The sequence below is a fragment of the Bacteroidota bacterium genome, from assembly GCA_041658205.1.
GTDB lineage: Bacteria > Bacteroidota > Ignavibacteria > UBA10030 > UBA8401 > UBA8401.
This window is the reverse complement of the sequence record JBBAAO010000001.1, coordinates 1,938,855-1,960,325: the sequence shown is the minus strand read 5'-3', so window position 1 is coordinate 1,960,325 and position 21,471 is coordinate 1,938,855. Positions and strand designations below refer to the sequence as shown.

Annotated in this window: 21 protein-coding genes; 13 read left to right on the top strand and 8 right to left on the bottom strand. The window is 41.7% G+C overall.

The features are described 5' to 3' along the window. Position 1: 1 nt before the first annotated feature. Positions 2–1,891 (bottom strand): protein translocase subunit SecD, encoded by a 1,890-nt coding sequence (gene secD, locus WDA22_08095; GenBank protein MFA5833422.1) that lies wholly within the window; start codon positions 1,889–1,891, stop codon positions 2–4. 317 nt (positions 1,892–2,208) lie between these two features. Here secD and WDA22_08090 point away from each other — a divergent pair, with 317 nt between their 5' ends. The 6 genes from WDA22_08090 to waaF all read left to right on the top strand — a co-directional run bounded on the left by WDA22_08090 (position 2,209) and on the right by waaF (position 9,226). Then, positions 2,209–4,281 carry a GAF domain-containing SpoIIE family protein phosphatase gene (locus tag WDA22_08090; protein ID MFA5833421.1) on the top strand — a complete coding sequence of 691 codons (2,073 nt, stop codon included), beginning with the start codon at positions 2,209–2,211 and terminating at the stop codon, positions 4,279–4,281. Between the two features lie 73 nt (positions 4,282–4,354). After that, positions 4,355–4,711 (top strand): STAS domain-containing protein, encoded by a 357-nt coding sequence (locus WDA22_08085; protein ID MFA5833420.1) that lies wholly within the window; start codon positions 4,355–4,357, stop codon positions 4,709–4,711. A 20-nt stretch (positions 4,712–4,731) separates the two neighbouring features. After that, on the top strand, positions 4,732–5,160 hold the full coding sequence (locus tag WDA22_08080) for an ATP-binding protein (GenBank protein MFA5833419.1): 429 nt from the start codon (positions 4,732–4,734) through the stop codon (positions 5,158–5,160). A gap of 4 nt (positions 5,161–5,164) precedes the next feature. Beyond that, positions 5,165–6,862: a GAF domain-containing SpoIIE family protein phosphatase gene (locus tag WDA22_08075; GenBank protein MFA5833418.1), complete on the top strand. Its 1,698-nt coding sequence runs from the start codon at positions 5,165–5,167 to the stop codon at positions 6,860–6,862. Positions 6,863–7,268: 406 nt separating this feature from the next. Continuing rightward, positions 7,269–8,183: a lysophospholipid acyltransferase family protein gene (locus tag WDA22_08070; protein ID MFA5833417.1), complete on the top strand. Its 915-nt coding sequence runs from the start codon at positions 7,269–7,271 to the stop codon at positions 8,181–8,183. Continuing rightward, the gene (gene waaF / locus WDA22_08065) at positions 8,111–9,226 is read left to right on the top strand and encodes a lipopolysaccharide heptosyltransferase II (GenBank protein MFA5833416.1); all 1,116 of its coding nucleotides are present in this window, start codon (positions 8,111–8,113) and stop codon (positions 9,224–9,226) included. The genes WDA22_08070 and waaF overlap by 73 nt, the downstream gene beginning before the upstream one ends. A gap of 34 nt (positions 9,227–9,260) precedes the next feature. On the opposite strand, the gene WDA22_08060 is transcribed toward waaF, so the two are convergent. The 7 genes from WDA22_08060 to WDA22_08030 all read right to left on the bottom strand — a co-directional run bounded on the left by WDA22_08060 (position 9,261) and on the right by WDA22_08030 (position 15,372). Beyond that, complete coding sequence (locus WDA22_08060; protein ID MFA5833415.1) at positions 9,261–11,558, bottom strand: PBP1A family penicillin-binding protein; 2,298 nt, start codon at positions 11,556–11,558, stop codon at positions 9,261–9,263. A 4-nt stretch (positions 11,559–11,562) separates the two neighbouring features. Beyond that, entirely contained in the window at positions 11,563–12,366 is an 804-nt protein-coding gene (locus WDA22_08055) for a UDP-2,3-diacylglucosamine diphosphatase (GenBank protein ID MFA5833414.1), read from the bottom strand. Further along, positions 12,363–12,794 carry a hypothetical protein gene (locus tag WDA22_08050; protein ID MFA5833413.1) on the bottom strand — a complete coding sequence of 144 codons (432 nt, stop codon included), beginning with the start codon at positions 12,792–12,794 and terminating at the stop codon, positions 12,363–12,365. Before WDA22_08050 ends, WDA22_08055 begins: the two co-directional genes overlap by 4 nt. Beyond that, positions 12,791–14,068 (bottom strand): MFS transporter, encoded by a 1,278-nt coding sequence (locus tag WDA22_08045; GenBank protein MFA5833412.1) that lies wholly within the window; start codon positions 14,066–14,068, stop codon positions 12,791–12,793. Before WDA22_08045 ends, WDA22_08050 begins: the two co-directional genes overlap by 4 nt. Positions 14,069–14,075: 7 nt before the next feature. Then, the gene (nusB, locus tag WDA22_08040) at positions 14,076–14,561 is read right to left on the bottom strand and encodes a transcription antitermination factor NusB (GenBank protein MFA5833411.1); all 486 of its coding nucleotides are present in this window, start codon (positions 14,559–14,561) and stop codon (positions 14,076–14,078) included. A gap of 218 nt (positions 14,562–14,779) precedes the next feature. Beyond that, complete coding sequence (locus tag WDA22_08035) at positions 14,780–15,175, bottom strand: type II toxin-antitoxin system VapC family toxin (GenBank protein MFA5833410.1); 396 nt, start codon at positions 15,173–15,175, stop codon at positions 14,780–14,782. Continuing rightward, positions 15,175–15,372, bottom strand: a complete 198-nt coding sequence (locus WDA22_08030) for a DUF2281 domain-containing protein (protein MFA5833409.1) — start codon at positions 15,370–15,372, stop codon at positions 15,175–15,177. Before WDA22_08030 ends, WDA22_08035 begins: the two co-directional genes overlap by 1 nt. 209 nt (positions 15,373–15,581) lie before the next feature. Here WDA22_08030 and WDA22_08025 point away from each other — a divergent pair, with 209 nt between their 5' ends. The 7 genes from WDA22_08025 to WDA22_07995 all read left to right on the top strand — a co-directional run bounded on the left by WDA22_08025 (position 15,582) and on the right by WDA22_07995 (position 21,466). Next, a complete protein-coding gene (locus tag WDA22_08025; GenBank protein ID MFA5833408.1) occupies positions 15,582–16,850 on the top strand; it encodes an MFS transporter in 1,269 nt (422 codons plus the stop codon). Between the two features lie 10 nt (positions 16,851–16,860). After that, positions 16,861–17,166: a DUF971 domain-containing protein gene (locus WDA22_08020; GenBank protein MFA5833407.1), complete on the top strand. Its 306-nt coding sequence runs from the start codon at positions 16,861–16,863 to the stop codon at positions 17,164–17,166. A 27-nt stretch (positions 17,167–17,193) separates the two neighbouring features. Next, on the top strand, positions 17,194–17,601 hold the full coding sequence (gene cdd, locus WDA22_08015; protein ID MFA5833406.1) for a cytidine deaminase: 408 nt from the start codon (positions 17,194–17,196) through the stop codon (positions 17,599–17,601). A gap of 23 nt (positions 17,602–17,624) precedes the next feature. Next, positions 17,625–18,188 carry an inosine/xanthosine triphosphatase gene (locus WDA22_08010; protein ID MFA5833405.1) on the top strand — a complete coding sequence of 188 codons (564 nt, stop codon included), beginning with the start codon at positions 17,625–17,627 and terminating at the stop codon, positions 18,186–18,188. A gap of 78 nt (positions 18,189–18,266) precedes the next feature. Further along, a complete protein-coding gene (locus WDA22_08005; protein ID MFA5833404.1) occupies positions 18,267–18,959 on the top strand; it encodes a response regulator transcription factor in 693 nt (230 codons plus the stop codon). 411 nt (positions 18,960–19,370) lie between these two features. Further along, positions 19,371–20,387: an ATP-binding protein gene (locus WDA22_08000; GenBank protein ID MFA5833403.1), complete on the top strand. Its 1,017-nt coding sequence runs from the start codon at positions 19,371–19,373 to the stop codon at positions 20,385–20,387. 29 nt (positions 20,388–20,416) lie between these two features. Then, positions 20,417–21,466 (top strand): PA0069 family radical SAM protein, encoded by a 1,050-nt coding sequence (locus tag WDA22_07995; GenBank protein MFA5833402.1) that lies wholly within the window; start codon positions 20,417–20,419, stop codon positions 21,464–21,466. Positions 21,467–21,471 lie beyond the last annotated feature (5 nt).

Sequence of the window (21,471 nt, the reverse complement as noted above, 5' to 3'; positions counted from 1 at the left end):
CTTATCCAAAATTGATTTCAGTGGTACCGCGGTCGACCATAATGTCGAATACAACGCGAGTGATTACGATTGCTGTAAACAAGTTTGCCGTCACACCCATCATCAGTGTTAATGCAAACCCTTGAATAGGTCCTGTACCGAATTGATAAAGCACGATACCGGAGAAGAGTGTTGTGATGTTCGAATCAAAAATTGCGCTGAATGCTTTGTCATATCCTGCATCGATTGATGCGCGTAATGTCTTATGTGTTGCAAGTTCTTCTCTAATACGTTCAAAGATCAGCACGTTCGCATCAACCGCCATACCCACTGTCAATACGATACCGGCAATACCGGGGAGCGTCAGTGTTCCTCCGAATGCAGCTAGGATAGCGAAGATGAATAATGTGTTCACAAATAATGCAACATTCGCTACCAGGCCGCCAGTGCGGTAATACATAATCATGAATCCGACGATCAACGCAAAAGCCATTAAGAATGAAATAGTGCCGGCTGAAATCGAATCTTCTCCAAGCGACGGTCCAACGCTTCGTTGTTCCATAATCTCTACCGGTGCAGGAAGCGCACCGGCTTTTAGGATGATCTCAAGCAGCCGTGCTTCATCAATATTTTCCATTCCTTCAATTTGCGAACGACCTCCCGTAATTTTTCCGCGAATATTTGGCGCGGAAAATACGGCATCATCCAAGACAATGGCCATACGTTTGTTCACATTGGCACCTGTGATGCGTGCCCATTCGCGTGAACCCTCGTTATTCATCTCCATTGTGACGATCGGTTGATTGAAGCTCGGATCGATTGTTGCCTGTGCATTGACAACAACGCTTCCAGTCAACTCAGGAGTTTTCTTCAATCCAAAGAGACTGTAATACTTTATCCCTTCGCTGATAAACAGATGTTTCGATGAAAAATAAAATGCCAAATCGGACGGCAATAATTTTTGCACATCGGGACGAGCGAGAATTTTTAACACTTTGTCTTTATCGTGCTCAGAAACATACGCTTCGCCATTTCCCTGCTGATTTGGTCTCGCAAGGAAAAGGAACGGATGTTCTTTTGCAAGCTGCTCAGGTGTTTTTTGTGCATCAGCAACAGCGTTTGCAGCAGTGTCCGAAGCATTGCTGAGTGCAGACAATGTGTTTTTCGCTGTGGTTGTTTTCTTCGCAGAATCACCTGATGATGTTGTGTCCGTATACCCTTTTCCAGCAAGATATTTATCTACGGCTTCCATTGTTTTGTAGATGATATCCGGATCTTTCATCAATTTAAATTCCAGAAGAGCTGTTCCCTGCAACAATTGACGAACTTCATCTTCTTTGGAAACACCCGGAAGTTCAACAATAATTCTTCGTCCACCTTGTTTTTGGATGGCTGGTTCGGACACACCGTATTGATCAACACGGTTACGAACGATTTCCATCGCTCTGTCCACCGCTTTATCGGTTTCATCTTGCAGACGGCTTAAGATTCTATCATTATCTTCGCGCAAGGTTCCATAGTAGCGGCTCAATCGAATTTGTTTTGCATCGAAGGCACGTTGAAACAAGGTAATAATATTAGCATCGTTGGTTTGCGCTTCTTTTGCAACGTCAGTCATTATTTGTGTAAACTGGTCGTCTTTATTTTTTGCGATTTGCTCTAGCATCTTCAACACATTTACTTCCATCACTACGCGCATACCACCTTGCAAGTCCAAACCGAGTTTAATACGCTTTCCTTTTGCATTGCGAATGGACGCTTCATTCTCAGCTACGAATTTTGCACTATCTTCGCCAACGCGGGTAGATAGGTTTTTCTCGAAATTATAAGATTGATAGGTCGGATAGAGAAAATAGAGCGCTAATCCAAACGTCGCCACAATAAAAAATATCTTACTGCGATTTTTTTTCACAAATAAACCTCCACAAAATACAGGTGTTTTGAATTATAGAATATTTCGAAAGACACGGACGAAAACCGTTATTAATAACGGGTAGCTCTTGATTGAACCTTCAGGCAAGAATACTATTTTCTGGGAAAATAATGTTCGTCCATGACTTAAGGACAAAAATATAACGCAAAACCGCTCTAAAATCAATGAAAATCTAACGGAAATGTGAAAAGTGCTCCGTTGTTATTCAAGCGATATTTTTCTACCTTGTCCACGTCGTGCAACTTTTCCCTGTAAAATTCGAAATATTTGAACGGCAATTCACTTAACAACACTCAATGCGTCTCAGAAAAATCCTGCTCCTGCTCGGGGCAATCATACTTTCCGTTGTCGTCTTCATCATCAACGCAGCTACCAAAAATGTCGATCTGGAGTCGTCAATGCTCCAGTATGTACGCGGGGCATTCGTTCTTTTGTCGTTCGCAGCGATCTATTTCTATATCCAGATCATCAAACGGGAGAAACAGCGGGGTGTAGTTCAAGGAATTGGTTCAGTTGCAGTATTTACCGGTATTTTTCTTGGAACGTATCTCATTATCAGTTTTCTACCGCTGACACAAAAAGGATTTGAAATAAGGGATTTGACTCTTTTCCCTCGCGATTATCAAACGATCTTCTTTTCGTCTATTCTCAGTATCGTCTCTGGTATTTTTGCAATCGTTTCACTCCTCTTTATAAAAGACCTCGTTCTCTACAAGCGAAAGAAGACGACGCTTCGAAATTTTTTAATTCTGATCGGCAGTATCCTCATTGCATCCCTTTCAGAATTGATTGATAAACCATTGGAAGATTCAGTTGTGAGCGTCATTTTTATGGTGATTGCGATATTAATGATTATCGTAAATTCATTCCGTTTGGCGTGGATCGCATACCTACCAAGAAAAGAAAAGGTGTATTCGCTTCTCTATTCTCTCCTCTCCTTTTTTGGATTTCTTGCAATTCTTGTCATTATCTCCAGTGAAGCAGGTTCCGAAAAAGGAATACAATATTATAGTGCTGCCTTGTTTACGTTCGTACGAATCACATCAATTTTTGGGGCGGTCTATTTCGGTATGTCGTTCAGCAGTACCTTATTCCATTTGCCGACGGCTGAGGCTTTCGATCGAAAACAGAGCGAGATCAGTTCGCTGCACAATCTCAGCCGTCTGATCAATCAAGTGTTCGATCTGAAAGATCTTGCTGAAACGGCAACGAAAATGACAACAGAGGTCATTCAAGCGGCAAGTGTCTGGCTGGAAATTATTCCGCTTGAAGGTTCGTTCCATAAAAGCGGATTGATGTCTCATCGCAATATCGACGAACATGAAATTGAAACAATACTTTCCGGAGGAGAAAAATCGGTTCGGACCATCGTCTGTCAAACAAAAAAAGTAGTGATGATTGACGAAGTTAGCTCGGATAAACGGACGAAACATCTGCCGAAGCTGAAGAAAGTCGGTTCGCTGTTAATTGTACCGCTTCTCTCTCATGAAAACGTGATCGGAATTCTATACGCAACCAAAGAGATTGATTATGGATTCGATCAGGACGACGTTGACATTCTTGCAGGGTTCGCTGATCAAGTAGCAATTGCAATCGAGAATGCTCGTTTGATTGAAAAATCATTCGAAAAGGAGCGCTTGCAGCGCGAATTAATGCTTGCACAGGAAATGCAGAAACGGTTGCTCCCTGAACATCTCCCAACATTTGCAACGGTAGACATGAAAGCTGTTTCGTCTCCCGCACTTGAAGTTGGGGGGGACTATTATGATTACGTTCAAATCAATCCCGAACTCATCGGAATCGTCATTGGCGATGTTTCGGGAAAAGGAGTCGGTGCAGCATTTTATATGGCCGAGGTAAAAGGGATTTTTCAATCCTTGGCGAGAATCTACCAGTCGCCGCGCGAATTTATGATTAAAGCGAATGATGCATTGGTGACAAGTATTGACAAGCGCTCATTTATTAGTTTAATTTATTCGACAATCAACATCAAAACCGGTGAACTGATTGTTGCACGGGCAGGACATTGTCCGATGCTCTATATATCTGGTGCGAAAAAAGAATATATAAAACCGGTCGGCCTTGGTCTGGGAATAAAATCCGGGAAAATTTTTGATGAGAATGTTGAAGAGCAAAAAATCATGATGAAAAGTGGCGACGTCTGCGTATTTTATACAGACGGTGTAACAGAGTCCCGAGCATCCAATGGTGATGAGTTCGGATATGAGCGGCTGCTGGATGTTGTGGATGCGAACAAACATGGTTCCGCGGAAGAGATCAAAGAATCAATCATTCAAACCGTTTGGAACTATACTGATGCCAAAGGCTATCACGATGACCTGACGGTGTTTGTGGTGAAATGGTCGTGAATGTTTCCCGTTAAAATTTTCCAACAAGTGGAACAAAGTAGATTAAGAATCGTTTATCCTTTTAGGAGTACGTATGAGTGAATTCAAAGTAACTATTCGACCACGAGACAACAATATTCATGTGTTGGAGCTGAAAGGCTATTTAGATGCCCACACCACTCCCGTACTGGAAGATTCTTTTCAGAAGATGTTGAATGAAAAGAAGTATCGTCTCATCGTCAATTGTAAAGAATTATCGTACATCTCCAGTGCAGGACTTGGCGTGTTTATGGCATTTATAGAAGATGTAAGGGAACATGAAGGGGACATTAAACTTTCGGATATGTCTCCAAAAGTTTTCAATATTTTCGATCTGCTCGGTTTCCCGATGTTGTATGATATTGTAGCGATGGAAGAAGAAGCTGTAAAAAAATTTGAAGCGAAGAAATAAAGCAAGCTGCATAGACGATCATGACATCCAAACAAACACATAAAGCCAATATCACCATCCCAAGTCAAACAGAGCGACTGAATGACGTGCGGGAATTTGTCTCAGGATTGGCACGTGTTCACGGATTCAGCGAAGATGACATTAACAAGATCACGATTGCTGTGGATGAGGCATGTACAAATATTATTAAGCACGGATATAATTATTCTCCCGACAACAAGATTGACGTTGAAATAATCCGTAAAGGGAGCGATTTTGAAATCGTCATCTCCGACAAAGGAAAACAGTTTGACCCAAGCGCCATTCAAACGCCGAATATGAAAGATTATTTTGAACATTATCGCCGCGGCGGTCTTGGCGTCTATCTGATGAAACGGATTATGGACAAGGTTGAATTTAATCTGTACAGCGACCGGAATGTCCTCCGCATGATCAAAACACTCCATTAATCTTGTGACTCTACAATCCCACACATCGCGTTCCGAGCCCGAACTGATCGCGCTTTTTGAATTCAGTCAAGTGGTTAATGCTTCGCTCGATCTCTCTTTTATTCTTGATACCGTACTGCTGACCTTGATGGGAAAATTGTTGTCGACAAAAGCGATGATTCTTCTTCATAGCCATCATCATCAATTTACAGTGGTGAATGGAAAGGGAATATCAAAAAATGTTTTGAAACAGCAGATCGAACTCCCGTTGTTGCGAAAAAAAAATATCTATGTCGATAAGGATCTTTCTGCTCCGCTTTTTGCTTACGGAATCAACCGATTATTTCCAATCGTTTCGCAAAATATTGTCATAGGCTACTTTGGTTTTGCAGAACATCCTAAACGAACTATTGATAAAGAGACGAGTAAATTTGTCGAGACACTCATCAGTATTTCTGCCACTGCTATTGAAAAAAGTTTTTCGTTCGGAGAGATTAAAACCATCAATCGTTCCCTTGATGAAAAAATCCATCAGTTAAAATCGTTATTCGAATTGGCGAAGGAATTTGGCGGGATCCTCGAACAGGATAAGCTGCTGAAGCTATTCTCGTTGACATTAATGGGTCAGGTTGGTACAAGCCGTTATGCTATTTGTCTTCAAGAAGGGAAGAGTATCTATTCCAAAATTTCCGGTGAATATCTTGAGACGGATAAAGTCTCGATCTTCAATTTGGTGAAGTCGCCGTTATTGACAACCAATATCCCTGATAAGAAGAAATATGATATACTTCGTAAGCATCTTGCGCAGGAAAAGATCGTCGCTCTTGTGCCGCTGCAAATGCAGAATGAAGTGAAGGGGGTTTTGTGTCTGGGAGAACGGCTGCGCGGCGGAGCATATTCTGAAAGTGATTTGGAATTTATCTTCTCGCTGGCAAATCTTGCATTTGTTTCGCTGGAAAATTCGCGATTGTTCGACGAAGCGATTGAAAAGAAAAAATTGGAGAGCGAACTACTGATTGCAAAGGAGATTCAGCAAGGACTTTTACCAAGAACAATTCCCGATGTGAAAGGTTTCGAGATTTCTGCCGTCAATATTTCTTCTAAGCAAGTCGGCGGTGATTATTACGATGTGATCCCAACTGATGATGGACGATGTATTATTGCTATCGCGGATGTTTCGGGAAAAGGAACACCCGCTTCATTATTAATGGCGAATGTTCAGGCAACTGTACATGCGCTTGTTCCGTTTCAGCTTGCTCTCTCCATTGCGACCGCCCGTATTAATGATCTGATCTACCGAAACACCGGTTCGGACAAATTTATTACATTCTTCTGGGGTTCGATTGATTCCGAAACAAAAAAATTTCAGTATGTTAACGCCGGTCATAATCCGCCGTTTGTCCTTAGGAAGAATGGCACCATAGAACGATTAACTGATGGCGGATTGATTCTTGGCATCATGAAAACTGTCATACCGTATCAAGAAGGGGGTGTTACTCTGCAATCCGGGGATAGTGTAATTATGTACACCGATGGAGTGAGTGAAGCGATGGATAAGAACGGAAACGATTATACGGAAGAGCGGTTGGAAGAATTTGTGATACAGCAATCCGGAAAATCTGCCAATCAGATCCTTGCGGCGATCAAGAACGAAATTCAGCGCTACACATTCGGCGCTGCTCAGTCCGACGATATTACCATGGTCGTGTTTAAAGCTCTTTAGATAGGAATATCTCAAAAATAAATCTGTTGTTATTCCGAGCAAGCATAGGGAGTATTTTCAAAAAGCACAGCGAAACCCCGTTGTTCGGTTCCGCGTTTGGGAATCCCGTAAGGCGGAATCTCAAAAAACGGGAGGTGCCGTGCATGTAAAAAACTTATCGGCAAATCTGATCGTTATTTCAGATTCCCTGCCTGTCCAAAGGACACGTTCGGTGCCTCAGGCATGTTCCTCCCGATAAACATCGACACTCTCGACTGACAACATCGGAATTGCTCAGATTTGAATTACTCCTTCGGAGGAGACAGAGAGACTCAGACCGACAGTGTCATGTATTTTGAGATCATGCCTCATTGCGGAGTATCTTTCCCGATTTTTGATTTCCGCTTTGTCTTTTGTATTTTCCCCTATGCAAAATCAGATAGAATATTTTTTCTTCCGTATCCTCTTCTATTTTATTAGACTCTTCAGTTTTCGGACCGTCCAGCGATTTGGGGGTGCATTCGGTAATTTCATTTTTTCTGTCATTGGTTTGCGGAAAACATTAGTTTTGGATAACCTGCGTCATGCATTTCCCGAAAAAAAGGAAGAAGAAATCTATTCCATTGCAAAGGCTTCATATAAAAATCTTTTCACCGCGTATTTTGAGATTTTGTACTTGGATAAACTTTCCAGAGAAGAGATTACACGGTATATCTCATTTCCTGATAACGAAAAAATCAATGTATTACTTCAACGGGGTAAAGGTCTTATCGTGTTGACCGGTCATTACGGAAATTGGGAACTTTGCGCTCTCGCTGTTCCGGTAATTTCTCCGCAGCAATATACTGTGGTTGTGCAAAAGCAACGGAATCCATTTGTGAATGAGTTTATGACGCATATGCGCTCCCGGTTTGGAACGAAACTCATTGTTATGGAGCGGGCATTACGTGAATCCCTCCGGGCATTGTCAAACAACGAAGTAGTAGCACTCATTGCGGACCAAAGCGGACCGGAAAGCGGAATCTATACCAATTTTTTTGGACGACCTGCGTCAACACATCAAGGACCAGCGGTGTTCCAAGTTCGAAGCGGTGCTCCGATGATTATGGTAATGCTTATTCGCGAAGGACTGGAAAAATTCAGAATTGAGTTGGAAGAGATAGATACGCAGAATCTCACCGGAACAAATGAAGAGAAAATGCAGCAGATAACGGAACGGCATGTTCGTATGCTGGAGAAATATATTCGTCTGCATCCGGAACACTGGCTGTGGATGCACAAGCGGTGGAAACACACGGAATCATATCTTCAAAAACAATCCATGCAGAAAGCATCCCAATAGTGAATGACCCGAAACGGATCCTTATTTTTCAAACAGCATTCCTTGGCGATGTCATTCTAACGTTGCCCATGATCCAAGTGCTTCATCAACGATTTCCTCAGGCAACAATTGATGTTGTGACTACTCCGGCCGCTTCGCAATTTTTATCCAATCATCCGGCCGTTAACCGAGTCATTCCATATGATAAACGAAAGACGCAACGCGGATTAAAAGGGATTGTCGCTCTTTCCATTTTTCTTAGCAGAGGAAAATACGATCTTGCTATTGCTCCTCATCGGTCCATACGAACATCTTCTATTATTGCATTGTCAGGAATCAAAAATCGGATCGGATTCTCTACAGCTTCAGGTAAATTTTTGTACAATCACACAGTCCAATACGTAAGCTCGAAACATGAGATAGAACGCAACTTGGATTTATTGACACCGCTTGGAATACAATTGCAAGAGCGCGAACTCCCTTCACTATATCCTTCCCAAAAAGACAGTGATTTCGTCAAAAAATTTTTGTTTGAACGAGAGATTCTGAATCAGGAAAAGATGATTGCCATCGCACCAGGGTCGGTGTGGAATACGAAGCGGTGGCCATTGGAACGGTATGCTGAACTTGCGTTAATGTTGGCGAATGACGGATATGTCGTTTGGATTATCGGTGGTAGTGACGATGCTTTATTGGGCAAAACAATCGTTGATTCTTCCCATCATAAAGATATTCATGATACGACGGGACATCTCTCCTTATTACAGTCTGCAGAATTGATTAGACGCTGCCGAATATTAATATCCAACGATAGTGCACCGCTGCATATTGGCGTTGCCATGAGAACTCCTGTTGTTGCCATTTTCGGTGCAACTGTTCCGGAATTTGGTTTTGCTCCTTATGGTAAAGATGATATTGTGATCGAGACAAAAGGATTAGACTGTCGACCATGTGCGATCCATGGTGGGCATACATGTCCTATCAGGACATTTGTCTGTATGAAAAATATTGAAACGAAATTGGTGTATGAGAAGACGAGGCATTTACTGCAAACAAGAAAGTAGGTTGCTGTAATGACAAACTACTTTCTTGTTTGTTCTAAAACTCTGTAGGATTTCCGGTGTCAAGTGAATCAGCACTGAGGTGAAGATCGCATTTTGCCGGAGGATATTTAGAGTTGAAGATCTCCGTAATTCTCACCGGACAAAATTCCGTCACTAATTTTTTTGTATCAGCACAAATTGTATCCCGTTCCACTCCGTTTGGAATTCTGAAGTACGGCTGCGTAATGGGAATGGTTTTATCTTCGTAAACATACTTCATAAAACGACCAAACAGCGGTGCAGCGGCACGGCCGCCTTGTCCATCAGCAGAATTGAATGTAATTCCTTGATCGTCAAATCCTACCCACATACCGGCAGCCAGCTGTGGTGTAAAACCAACAAACCATGCATCAGCAAAATCCTGTGTCGTACCGGTTTTCCCCGCCGCAGGGTAGTGGAAGAAATTTCTGATGCGAGCGCCTGAACCCAAAGGATTATTGATCACATCTTCCATCATGTTGGTCATGATGTAAGCAGTTTCCTTGCTCAGTACTTCTTTCTTTTCAGGAAAATTTTCTTCGATAATATTTCCATCTTTATCTTCGATTTTTAGAATCGAATTTGGTTCTACGAAGACTCCTTCATTGGCAAAAACTCCAAACGCCGATGTCATTTCAAGCGGTGTTACTTGTGCAGTTCCTAAGGCAATTGATTCATACGGTGGAACAGGAGATTTAATTCCCATTTTCTTAGCGTACTCCACCACTTGTTCCTTGGGAGCAATATTCAGGATGGCATTCACTGCAACAAGATTCAACGATCGCATTAAACCGACACGCAATGTTGCTTTGCCGCCGACATCTCCTTCAAAATTTGCCGGTCTCCATTGTGTTCCGTCTCCCATTTCTACCGTTACCGGTTGGTTGTACAATTCATAGGTTGGGGGATAACCATTATCGATAGCAACAGTATAGACAAACGGTTTGAATGATGAACCGGGCTGTCGGCGAATTTGAGTGACATGATTCAATCCGTACCGAAATGTTCGGAAATTTTTCCCGCCAACCATTGCACGAATGCCGCCTGTCTTAGGATCGATTGCCACAAAACCGACTTCGATTGACTGCCATATCAGCTTGATGGAATCCACAAAGCGAGGATTATTTTTTATGACATCGAGTATGCTGTCCTTATTTGAATATTGTCTGTAGAGTGAAGATTGTTTTGCTGACCGATCGAGAATTTTTTCAATGAGATTTTGTTTTCGATCCCAGTTCCAGATCTTATTAAATTTTTCCTGCTGATCGGCAAGATGTTCTTCCACGGCGCGATTGGCATAACGCTGCATTCGACTGTCCAACGTTGTATAAATGGAAAGTCCTTCTTTATAAATATTGAATCCATATTTTTCCGCTTTATCACGCATTTGCTGACGCACATATTCAACAAAATGGGGAGCAAGCCCAAGCGGTGCCTCTTCATTCGTTGTATAGGTAAGAGGTTCTGATTTTACGATGTCCGCTTGTTGTTGAGACAATCTTCCTTCCTGCACCATTAATGCAAGGACGAGATCTCTTCTATTCATAGACCGTTCCGGATGTCGTTGCGGATCGTAGTACGCCGGACCGTTCAAAATAGCGACAAGCATCACGGATTCGCCGAGGGATAATTCCTGCACCTTTTTCCCGAAATAGATTCCTGCCGCAGCGGAGATTCCGTACACACTTCGTCCAAAATAAATTTCATTAAGGTACATTTCAAGAATTTCTTTTTTGGTGAAATTTTTTTCAATTTCAACAGATGTAAAGAATTCCCGGAATTTTCGAGTTGCCTTATCGAAAGGACTCTCATCTGATTGTTGAAATCCGTACAGATTGCGAGCAAGTTGCTGTGTAATAGTGCTAGCACCTTCTTTTAAACGCAACGCGAGAAGATTTTTGAACATGGCGCGAAGAAAACGCCATGGTGTTACTCCCCAATGTTGGTAGAAATTTTTATCTTCGGTGGAGATGAGCGCATCAATCACGCTTTGCGGGATTGAGTCGTACGGTACATATGATCGGTTTTTTGTGGAATAGAATGTTGCCAGTATTTCGCCGTCGACGGAATACACTTTTGTGGCCAATTCAGGTTTTGGATTTTCCAATTCTTCCAATGAAGGGAGCCCGGAAATGATATAATTGTAATAGAACGCCATCAACAACAAGAAAACGGCAAATGCTCCAAAAAAATAGTAACGGTATTTTTTGAAAAATCCCCTGCTTTTTTGCAGTAACGCCTCACGATATTGAGGATCGTTGAAATATTTTTTCATCTCTTCCGAACTGTATTTTGGTTTCTTTTTTTCTGTCATAATGTTATGCGCGTTTTTTCTTTGCCGTGATTCGCTTCTTCGTATTCAATGGGGCTGACTTCCGTTTTGTTTGAACGTTGGTTTCGCCGGTCCATTCTTTGAGCTCAATCGTTTTTCCGTCAAATTCAGCATAGGTATTGTAAGTAATCCAATCGCCAAGGTTAAGATAGAGATTGTTATTGCTGTGATGCTCCAACGGTTTATGTCGATGTCCCATGATGACGATATCGTATCCTTCAGCAAACTTTTCATTGGAGAATTTTATCATTCCGTCTGTTTCTCCGAAATCTTTGTTTCCGGTATATTCCCGGCTTGTTTTGGACGAGCCTCGCGCAAGCGGGGCGGTCCAATCAGGATGAAGCAATGAGTAGAGAAAAATACTAATGGGATTGCGAAGAATCTTTTTAAGAATCAAATAACCTTTGTCATTCAATGCCAATCCGTCGCCGTGATGGAAGTAGAATTTTTTCCCATGGAGTGTCATTCCGAATGGATCTTTGTAGACAGGGATTCCCAAATCATTCGGGAAAAAATCCTTCAGCCAAAAATCATGATTGCCGGCGATGTAATGGATCTTAATACCGTGTTCTACCATTGATGCCAATTTTGAAAGGACATGGTGATATCCACGGGGGATGACATATTTGTATTCAAACCAATAGTCGAATAGGTCACCCAGAATGAACAATTGTTCGCCATTTTTTTCAACATAGGAGAGAAAGGAGAGAAGCCGGCGTTCCTTTTCCTTTTCACGGAATGAATCCTGCAACCCTAAATGGACATCAGAGAAGAAGAAGATCTTTTTCATTTTGAGATTTCGATATTCACTTCGATTGGTTGAGTGAAACGATTACACCAGCCCTCTTTATCGGAGCAAAAGAAATAGTTAAGATTGCCTTTCAAGAGATATTTCCCCGTCTGAATTCCTTGTTTTACTTTCACCAAGAATTCTACTGGTTTTATCGTTTCCAAGTACGCCTTATCGTCCTTTTGAAATTTTGGTTTTCCAATAATTTCAAAAGGCGAATCATTTTCAAGTTGAATTTCAAACGGTGGAATGGAGTTGACATGAATGCCCTCGGCCGGGGAAAAAAAGAACGCCAGAGTTCCGGAGTCCATATCGGAAAAGTGATGTGGTGAAATTAATTTTATGGAGACGTATTCATTGTTGGTGAGCGTCTGTTTCCCTGCGGGCAGCCCGAGCAACAATACAAATACGATAAAAATATTCGTCATGTGTTTACTTTCTCAATATCTCTTACATGTTCTTTATCGCTGACACGTTCAAGCAGCACGAGTCCTACAACAAAGAAGAGTCCAATTGTCAAAACGGATATTCGTTGATCTCCTGTAATATACGAAATCAGTCCGAACAAAAAAGTACCGACCACCGCTGATGCTTTTCCACACAAACCGTCGTAGAAACCGAAAAATTCCGCTTCTCGTTCTTTCGGAGTCAATTGTGCCATCAAGCTGCGGCTGGCTGCTTGTGATGCTCCCATGGAACTTCCTGCGATTGCTCCGATCAAATAGAACATCTCCTTTGTCTGTACAAAATATGCACCGCTCACTACCAAAATCCAAATGACGAGATTGATTGCAATGGTGCGTTTCGCGCCAATTTTATCCGTGACAACACCGAAAAAAAGTGAACCGACAATTCCCGAAGCTTGAACGATTGCAAAAAGAACAAGAACTTCCTGGAGTGAAAAATGCAGTGTCTGGGTAGCGAAGAGAGATGCAAATGAGATGACAGTCAGAATGCCATCATTATAGATGAAGAAAGCAAGGAGGAATCGGGAAACATTTTTGTAACTCCGCAAATGACCGACAGTTTCTTTTACTCGCTGAATTCCAGCTTTCACATATGAGACTTTATATTCGAACTTCGTTTTATGGTCCCGAAGGAAAATAAACAGCGGAGCAGAAAAGAGAAGAAAAATCCCAGCGGCAATCGCAAAGCTCAATCGCACATTAGGCAAATTATCTGTCCCAAAGCCAGCAGCGTAGAGAGGCATAGCAATGAACAATGTCACTAACGAGCCGACGTACCCCATAGCAAATCCATAACCGGAAACGCGTCCGTAACTTCGTTCGGTGGTAAGATTAGGAAGGAAGGCGTCATAAAAAACAAGCCCTCCCTCAAAACCGACATTGGCGAGAATGAAGAGCGACATTCCCACGAAGATCATCCCGGCATCAACAAAATAAAGAAGGGCAGTGGAGATGACACTGACAATAGTAAAACCAAAGAGGAATCTTTTTCTGCGTGAAGAAAAATCCGCAGCAGCACCTAAGACGGGAGCAATTACCGCAGTCAAAAGCATGGAGATACTCACGGCAATTCCCCACAACAGATCTCCCCGCCCGCTTCCGCCTGCGACGATCTCTTTGAAATAGAGAGAGTATCCAACAGCAACGATCATCACCGAGAATGAAGTGTTGGCGAAATCAAACAGCGTCCAGACAAAGATTTGGAATCGGTTTGATTGAGTGGGATTCAGTGCCATGAAGAATTTAGGTATGAGATTTTTTTGCGTGTGTATCAAGCAGACCGCGTCCGGTTTTTGTCAGCAAACCATCCTTTTTCAAGTCGATCAGGATTGCATCCATAATCCCGTTGATAAATGTTCCGCTGCTTTCCGTGCTATAATCTTTTGCGATCTCAATAGCTTCGTTAATGGTCACTTTTGGAGGAATATCCGGAAAATACAGCAGTTCGCACAAACTCATCCGCAATAAAATCTTATCAATTAATGCAATGCGGTGAAATTCCCAATGTTCCGTTTTCGATTTTAAGCGTTTGTCGATCTCGGCCTGATGTGATATGGATTTACTAAAGAGGGATTGTGCAAAGTCAAAATCAGCATCGCTTTCTTTCAATTCAATGAGAATCGTATCGACAACATGTTGCGGAGGATCTTTGGAGATCTCGAGCGCATATAACGCTTGCATGACCAGTTCTCGAATATGTCTGCGCTTCGGTATTTTTTCTTCTATCATGTAACAAGATACGGAAAAATGAGAAGCGTTGCCACTGATTAAATTGTGCTATAAAGTAGGAAATCGTTGTTGGTTAATTTTCCCTTCCAGGTTATCGTACTCGCCATTTGCAATTTCATTTACAACTATGGGTGTTCGAGTATTGTATTCTTCAGCAAGTTCTTTTCTTCCAAATACTTCATCAATATTTTATTTATAAGAATTGAAATGAATATGAATTACCAGATTCTCTTCTGAGCGCTTGTTGCGAAATATTTATCAAAAATTATATCGCTACTGATTAAATTCATTTTCTCAACGAGAACTTGGGACGCAATAATTCTATCAAAAGGATCACGGTGGTGCATTGGAAGTTTTGTTTGTTCAAGAGTGTGGAGGAAATTTATCGGTAAAAGGATAATACCGTTTTCGTTTATGTCATCAATAACAGATTCGTATGTTCCTTTGATGTGGAGTTTGCCGAGGGAGAACTTTATGGAGATTTCCCAAATGCTTGCCATGCTGATGTAGTTGATGTTAATATCATTTTCAATCGATTCTTTTGCAATTTTGCTAAGGTTTGCATCTCCGGAAACAAACCATAAAAAACTTTGAGTATCGAGCAATTGATTCATTATTGATAGTCTTCAAAATCTTTTAACTGTTCATTAAAATCTGAGGTAAGTGAGTACTTATTTTTCGCACTCCCGAATACAGGATGCTTTTTTTTGTCCTTTTTGTATTTAGAGATAAGAAACTCAGCATATGCAAGCAATTCAGTCTTTACACTTTCAGGCATGTTGTTTATTTGAGTCAGAATATGTTGGTTCATAAGATTATCCTTGATTTGATTCTATAAATATACTCTTCAATTCAGATTTAATCAACTACACATAACCTGCTCTCATCCACCAGAGGTGGGCAAATCAAGTGGATTATCGCTTGGATACAACTTTTCCCTATACAATGGAGATTACCAAAATCTCTTTAAACATGAGATTATCGGATTTCTGTTTTAGAATTTTGTATTTTTAATACCGTATGCTTTCCAAACTTCTTCCTACACCGTCTGACTATCCGCAAGAACATGTCCGTTCGCTTCGGAATAATATCCGCGTACATTTAATGGATGGTTCCCTGTATGTGTTAGGGATGAGTATCGTATCAGTGCAAACGATCCTTCCGATTTTTATCAAGGAACTGGGAGGAAGTCCGCTTTCGATCGGTTCGGTGCAAGTGCTGTGGACGATTGGTCAAAATATTCCCTCCGTTTTTATTGCTCACTATATACAGCGCCGTATTTTTTTTAAATCTCCAATGGTCTTTTGGGGATTACTGCATAGGATTATGTTATTGGTGTGCGGAGTGGCAGCATTCTTTTTGGTAGGGAAGGTCAATCCAGAAATTGCCGTTCCTCTTTTCCTCCTTTTGATTTTTCTTATTCCGACGATTGGAGGTTTCTCCGGTCTGCCGTGGTTTCAGGTTTTTACAAAGACTGTTCCGGTAAAATTGCGTGGCCGATTAATGGGGATCCGTCAATTAATTGGTTCTGCCGCCGGTGCAATCGGCGGTTCGCTTGTCAGTCTGATTCTGTATGCGGTAGTTTTTCCTACAAACTATGCACTGCTGTTCTTTGCCGCCTTTCTTTTTACGATGATCTCTTTTTATTATCTGGTAAGGATCGTTGAACAACCTTCCGTGATTGATGATAAAGGGGGGATACGATTGAATATTATTTCGAATGCAAAACGAATTATTCGATCCGATAAAAATTTTCGCAATTTTCTTTTTGCCGACGCATTCATGTTAATGTCAATTGCTTCTGCATCCTTCTATTCGGTCTATGCCGTTGAGAAATTTTCTCTGCCGCCATCGTATGCCGGTACGTTCACTGCCATTGTGATGTTGACGAACGTTGTGGCAAATATCCTGTTTGGAATTATTGCGGACACATACGGCCATAAAGTGAATCTGCTTGCATTGGCGGCATGTTCTGCTCTGGCAGGAATATTTGCAGTCATTTCGACAAATATTTTGATGTATGGATTTGTCTTTTTCTTTTTGGCATGTGCAATCCAGATTCAGGCGATTTCTCGTCAGCCGTTTGTCGCGGAAATGTGCAAAGAGAATGAACGACCGGTGTATGTAGGAATCGTTAATACAATCACTGCACCGACAGTGTTTGTGGGACTGTTGTTTGGATGGTTCGTTCCAAAAACAGGATATGCTTCGATTTTTATCGTGACATCGTTGCTTGCTGCGAATTCCTTTCTGATATTATACCGATTTGTTGCAGAACCGAGAAAATAATTCTTGACCTATGAAGCCGACCTCCATTAAACAAACTGACAAAGAAACAATTACCTTCACGTGGGATGATCAGTGGGTAACTCCATTGGCAATCACACAATTACGTAACGAGTGTCCATGCGCGGAATGCAAAGGTGAAACGATTTTGATGCAGCAAATTTTGCCCGTCCTAAAGCCAAAACTTCCGGGACATTATGATATTAAAGGAATCATTCCGGTAGGAAGTTATGCAATTCAAATTACATGGGGCGATGGACATGCAACGGGGTTGTATTCCTGGGAGTATTTGCGTAATCTCCATACCAGTAAAAAATGAGTGACCTCATCAGCAATAGAGGATTGAATGAATAAGCACATTCGCAAGGAAATGATTCAACGGGCTGTGGATGCAAAGCATACATCCTATTCACCATATTCAAAATTTAGAGTCGGTGCATCCATCCTTACTGACGACGGCGAGATATTTTCCGGATGTAATGTGGAAAATGCTTCGTATGGATTGGCCATCTGTGCTGAACGGAACGCGGTCTTCCAAGCGGCATTTGCAGGAAAACGAAAGATTGTTGCCGTTGCCGTTACGTCGGACGAACGAACATTCCTTACTCCATGCGGAGCGTGCAGACAAGTAATCTCTGAATTTGCTGATGGGAAAGCCGAAATTATTCTTATCGCATCCACAGGAAAAACCAAATCTCTAAAATTTGAAAAAATCTTCCCAACACCTCCGGCACTAAAGCATTTGAAAAAATAATTTTTATCGACATTCCCGTTCCCATGAAATTGATCATAGCCAGTACACGCACGCCCAAAATTAATGGCGTTAAAAAAGCCGTCATTCAACTTTCAACCATTTTTCAATTCGATCCGGCTTCCGTAGAATACGAAACGAAAGAGACAACCAGCGGTGTCTCTGATATGCCAATTTCAATCGAAGAGACCATGCTTGGATCACGTCAGAGAGCTTCATCCGTTTTTCGGAAAGACGGAAATGATATTGTCTTTAGCGTAGGCGTTGAGGGAGGATTATTTCGGAATGACAACAAAGTTTTTTTACAAAGTTGGACGTGCGCGTTTGATGGTGAACGTTATCATTATGGAAGTTCGGGTGCTATTGAAATTCCTGATGCGTTGGCCGACAAAGTAATGAATCTTGGCATTGAACTTGGTATTGCGATTGATGAATTTGCAAAACAAGCGGATGTACGAAGCCGGCAGGGAACATTTGGAATCTTGACAAATGATCTCATTACGAGAGAAGATTCCTTTGCGATGGCAACAATGTTTGCCTTGATACCGTTCTTGAACCGGAATATCTATTCACATTCGCGTAACAAATAATTAACACACGCTTAATACCCTCTGCATTGTAGTCCTGAACAATCTTCTCTATATTGACGTCGTAATGAAAGGAGCATGATGAAGCAAAAGATATTAATTGCGGACGACGAACGAGACATTATCGATTTTCTGAAATATAATCTTGAAAAAGAGGGATATGATGTTCTTACGGCAAAGAACGGCGTTGAAGCCGTAAATCTTGCGAAGAAAAATCCACACCTTATTTTGCTCGATGTGATGATGCCGGAGATGGATGGATTGGAAGCTGTAAGGGCATTAAAAAAGAATTCAGCAACGGCAAAGATCCCGGTGATTTTTTTAACAGCGCGCGGTTCTGAAGTGGATGAGGTTGTAGGATTGGAAATGGGAGCTGATGATTATATCATTAAACCGATCAGCATTCCAAAATTGATGGCGCGTATTAAACTGACGTTGCGTAAAAAATCGAGAGCGAAAGAAGAAGAATCGGCCAGTACAGAAATCTTGCGCCACGGAATTATTGAGATCAATCGCTCGCGCTATAAAGTGTATGTCAACAAGAAAGAGGTCTTCTTTCCCAAAAAGGAATTTGAAGTATTATCGTATCTGGTGAAGAATGTCGGTAAAGTCGTGACGCGGGAAACGCTTCTTTCTCAAATATGGGGGAGCGATGTGTATGTAATCGATAGAACTGTTGATGTACACATACGCAAGATCAGGGAAAAGCTCGGAACCAATGCGGATTATATCGATACCATTAAAGGGGTCGGATATCGCATGAAAGATATCTAGAAGTGGTCTCAAAAATGAATTTTATTGTCATTCCGAACGAAGTGAGGAATCTCGTTTTGATAGTTGAAGACAAAATCGAGATTTCTCGATGCTTCGCATCTCGAAATGACAATGATTAGGTATTTTTGAGACCACTTCAAATAGCTAATGGTATTTAAGATCTCATGGTGACTGTATTATGCTAGCGAACGCTGGCATCCATTCTCATAATAATTTGAAAACGTGGAATCCCGCTTTCCGCCTGAACGCATGGTGGACAGGATGCCGGAGAGATGAAATTTAAGATCTATTATTGAAACGATTCACCTTCATACTTTATTTTAGTAACTGACCCTGAACACAATTCAGGGTTTTTTGTTTTTCACACATATTCTCTTAGGAAATAATTCCCGGAAACTCGTATCTTCTTCTATGTACTCCCTTCGAATTCAACTCTTGATTGCAACGATCATTGCTGCTGTTGGCGGCGCACTTTCGTTCTATTTCCATCCTTCGTTAAGTGTCTCTATAATACTGCTCCTGGTTTTTATAGGAATTTCCTATGGTATGCTGCGTCTCTTTGTCTATCGACCCTTGCAACGGATTCAACGGGTTGTGACCGCACAAGAAGATAAAACTTCCGTACAGAGAGTAGTCACCAGTTCATCCGATGAATTTCAACATTTGTCGGATTCGTTTAATACTATGCTCGATTCCTTCCGGGGGGATATCCGTCAATTAGAAAAATTGGAACGGGTACGAAGTGAATTTCTCGGAAATGTTTCGCATGAACTTCGCACACCATTGTTCTCAACACAGGGATTGATCGAAACACTGCTGCATGGTGCCGTGGATGATAAAAAAGTGAACCGCGATTTTTTACAAAAGGCACTGAATAACATTGAACGGCTTAATTCACTCTTGGAAGAATTAATAGAGATTTCACGAATTGAATCGGGTGAAATGAAACTGCGTCTGCGGTATTTTAATATTGTTCCGATGCTCGTCTCAACGGTGTCTGAACTGCAAACGTTTGCTGAGCAACGGGAGATTTCGCTTCGCCTTCTCGGCCCTACAGAAAATGAGATTGAAGTATTCGGTGATAAAGAACGATTGCGTCAGGTACTTGCCAACCTTATTGAGAATGCCATTAAATATTCGGAGCCAAAAGATTCTGTTACAGTGAAGTGTAGCAACGATACAAGTTCCGTTGAGATCAGTGTTGAGGATACCGGTATTGGAATTGCACCGCAGCATCTTTCCAGAATTTTCGAACGTTTTTACCGAGTGGATAAAGATCGCTCAAGAGATGTCGGCGGGTCCGGACTTGGTTTAGCAATTGTTAAACACATTATCGAAGCACACGATCAAACAATTAAAGTGGAGAGCCAAGTTGGCATTGGCACGAAATTTACATTTAGCGTAAGTAAATCAAGTTCAGAAAAATAACGAACACACATCATCATACGGATGAGAGTATGACTTCCAATCCTTCAAAAGGCCGTGCTGCAGGATTCAATCCAACGAATCGGTTTGAATCGAAGGCGTATGAAGTACTGGAAGAAGAGATTGATCCCGATCGAAAAATTGTTACGCAATTTTTTCGCGACACCTCAAAAACTGCCCTTGCAAAAAATGACTCGCCGGATATCGGGTTTACCTACGACCTGAATCCTTACCGCGGCTGCGAACATGGCTGCATTTATTGTTATGCCCGTCCCACTCACGAGTATCTCGGATTTTCATCCGGCCTGGATTTTGAAACGAAAATCATGGTGAAACCGGATATTCACATCCTTCTCGAAAAAGAATTCCAAAAAAAGGGATGGAAGCCTTCAACGATTTCCATCTCCGGTAACACCGATTGTTATCAGCCGATTGAGCGCAAGTTACAACTAACCCGCAAATGTTTGGAGGTTGCATTAAAATATCGCAACCCTGTTGGTATCATCACAAAGAATGCTCTCATCACTCGTGACATTGATATTCTCACTGAACTAGCAAAACTACAGTTGGTAAACACCACGTTGACGATAACGACGCTTGATAAAAAATTACAACGATCCATGGAACCAAGAACCTCATCACCGGAACAAAAATTAAAAGCAATTGAAGAATTGGCAAATGCTGGAATCAATGTGGGTGTTAGTCTCTCGCCAGTCATTCCTGGATTGAATGACAGTGAAATGCCGGCAATTTTGAAACGTGCAAGCGAACATGGCGCAACCTTTGCGTTCTATACTATGCTTCGGCTTCCACATTCCGTAAAAGACCTCTTCGTTGATTGGCTGAAACGGGAATATCCGGATCGTGCTGACAAAGTGATCAACCGCATCAAAGATGTCCGGGAAGGGAAACTCACATCCACTGAATTTGGAAAGCGCATGACCGGAACGGGAGAGATCGCCGATTCTATCGCTCAATTATTTGAATTGACTTGCCGCAAATACAATTTAAATGGAAAAGAATACCGGTTAAGTAAAGATAAGTTTATAGGAAAGCAGTCTGATCAACTTGATTTATTTTGATTGAG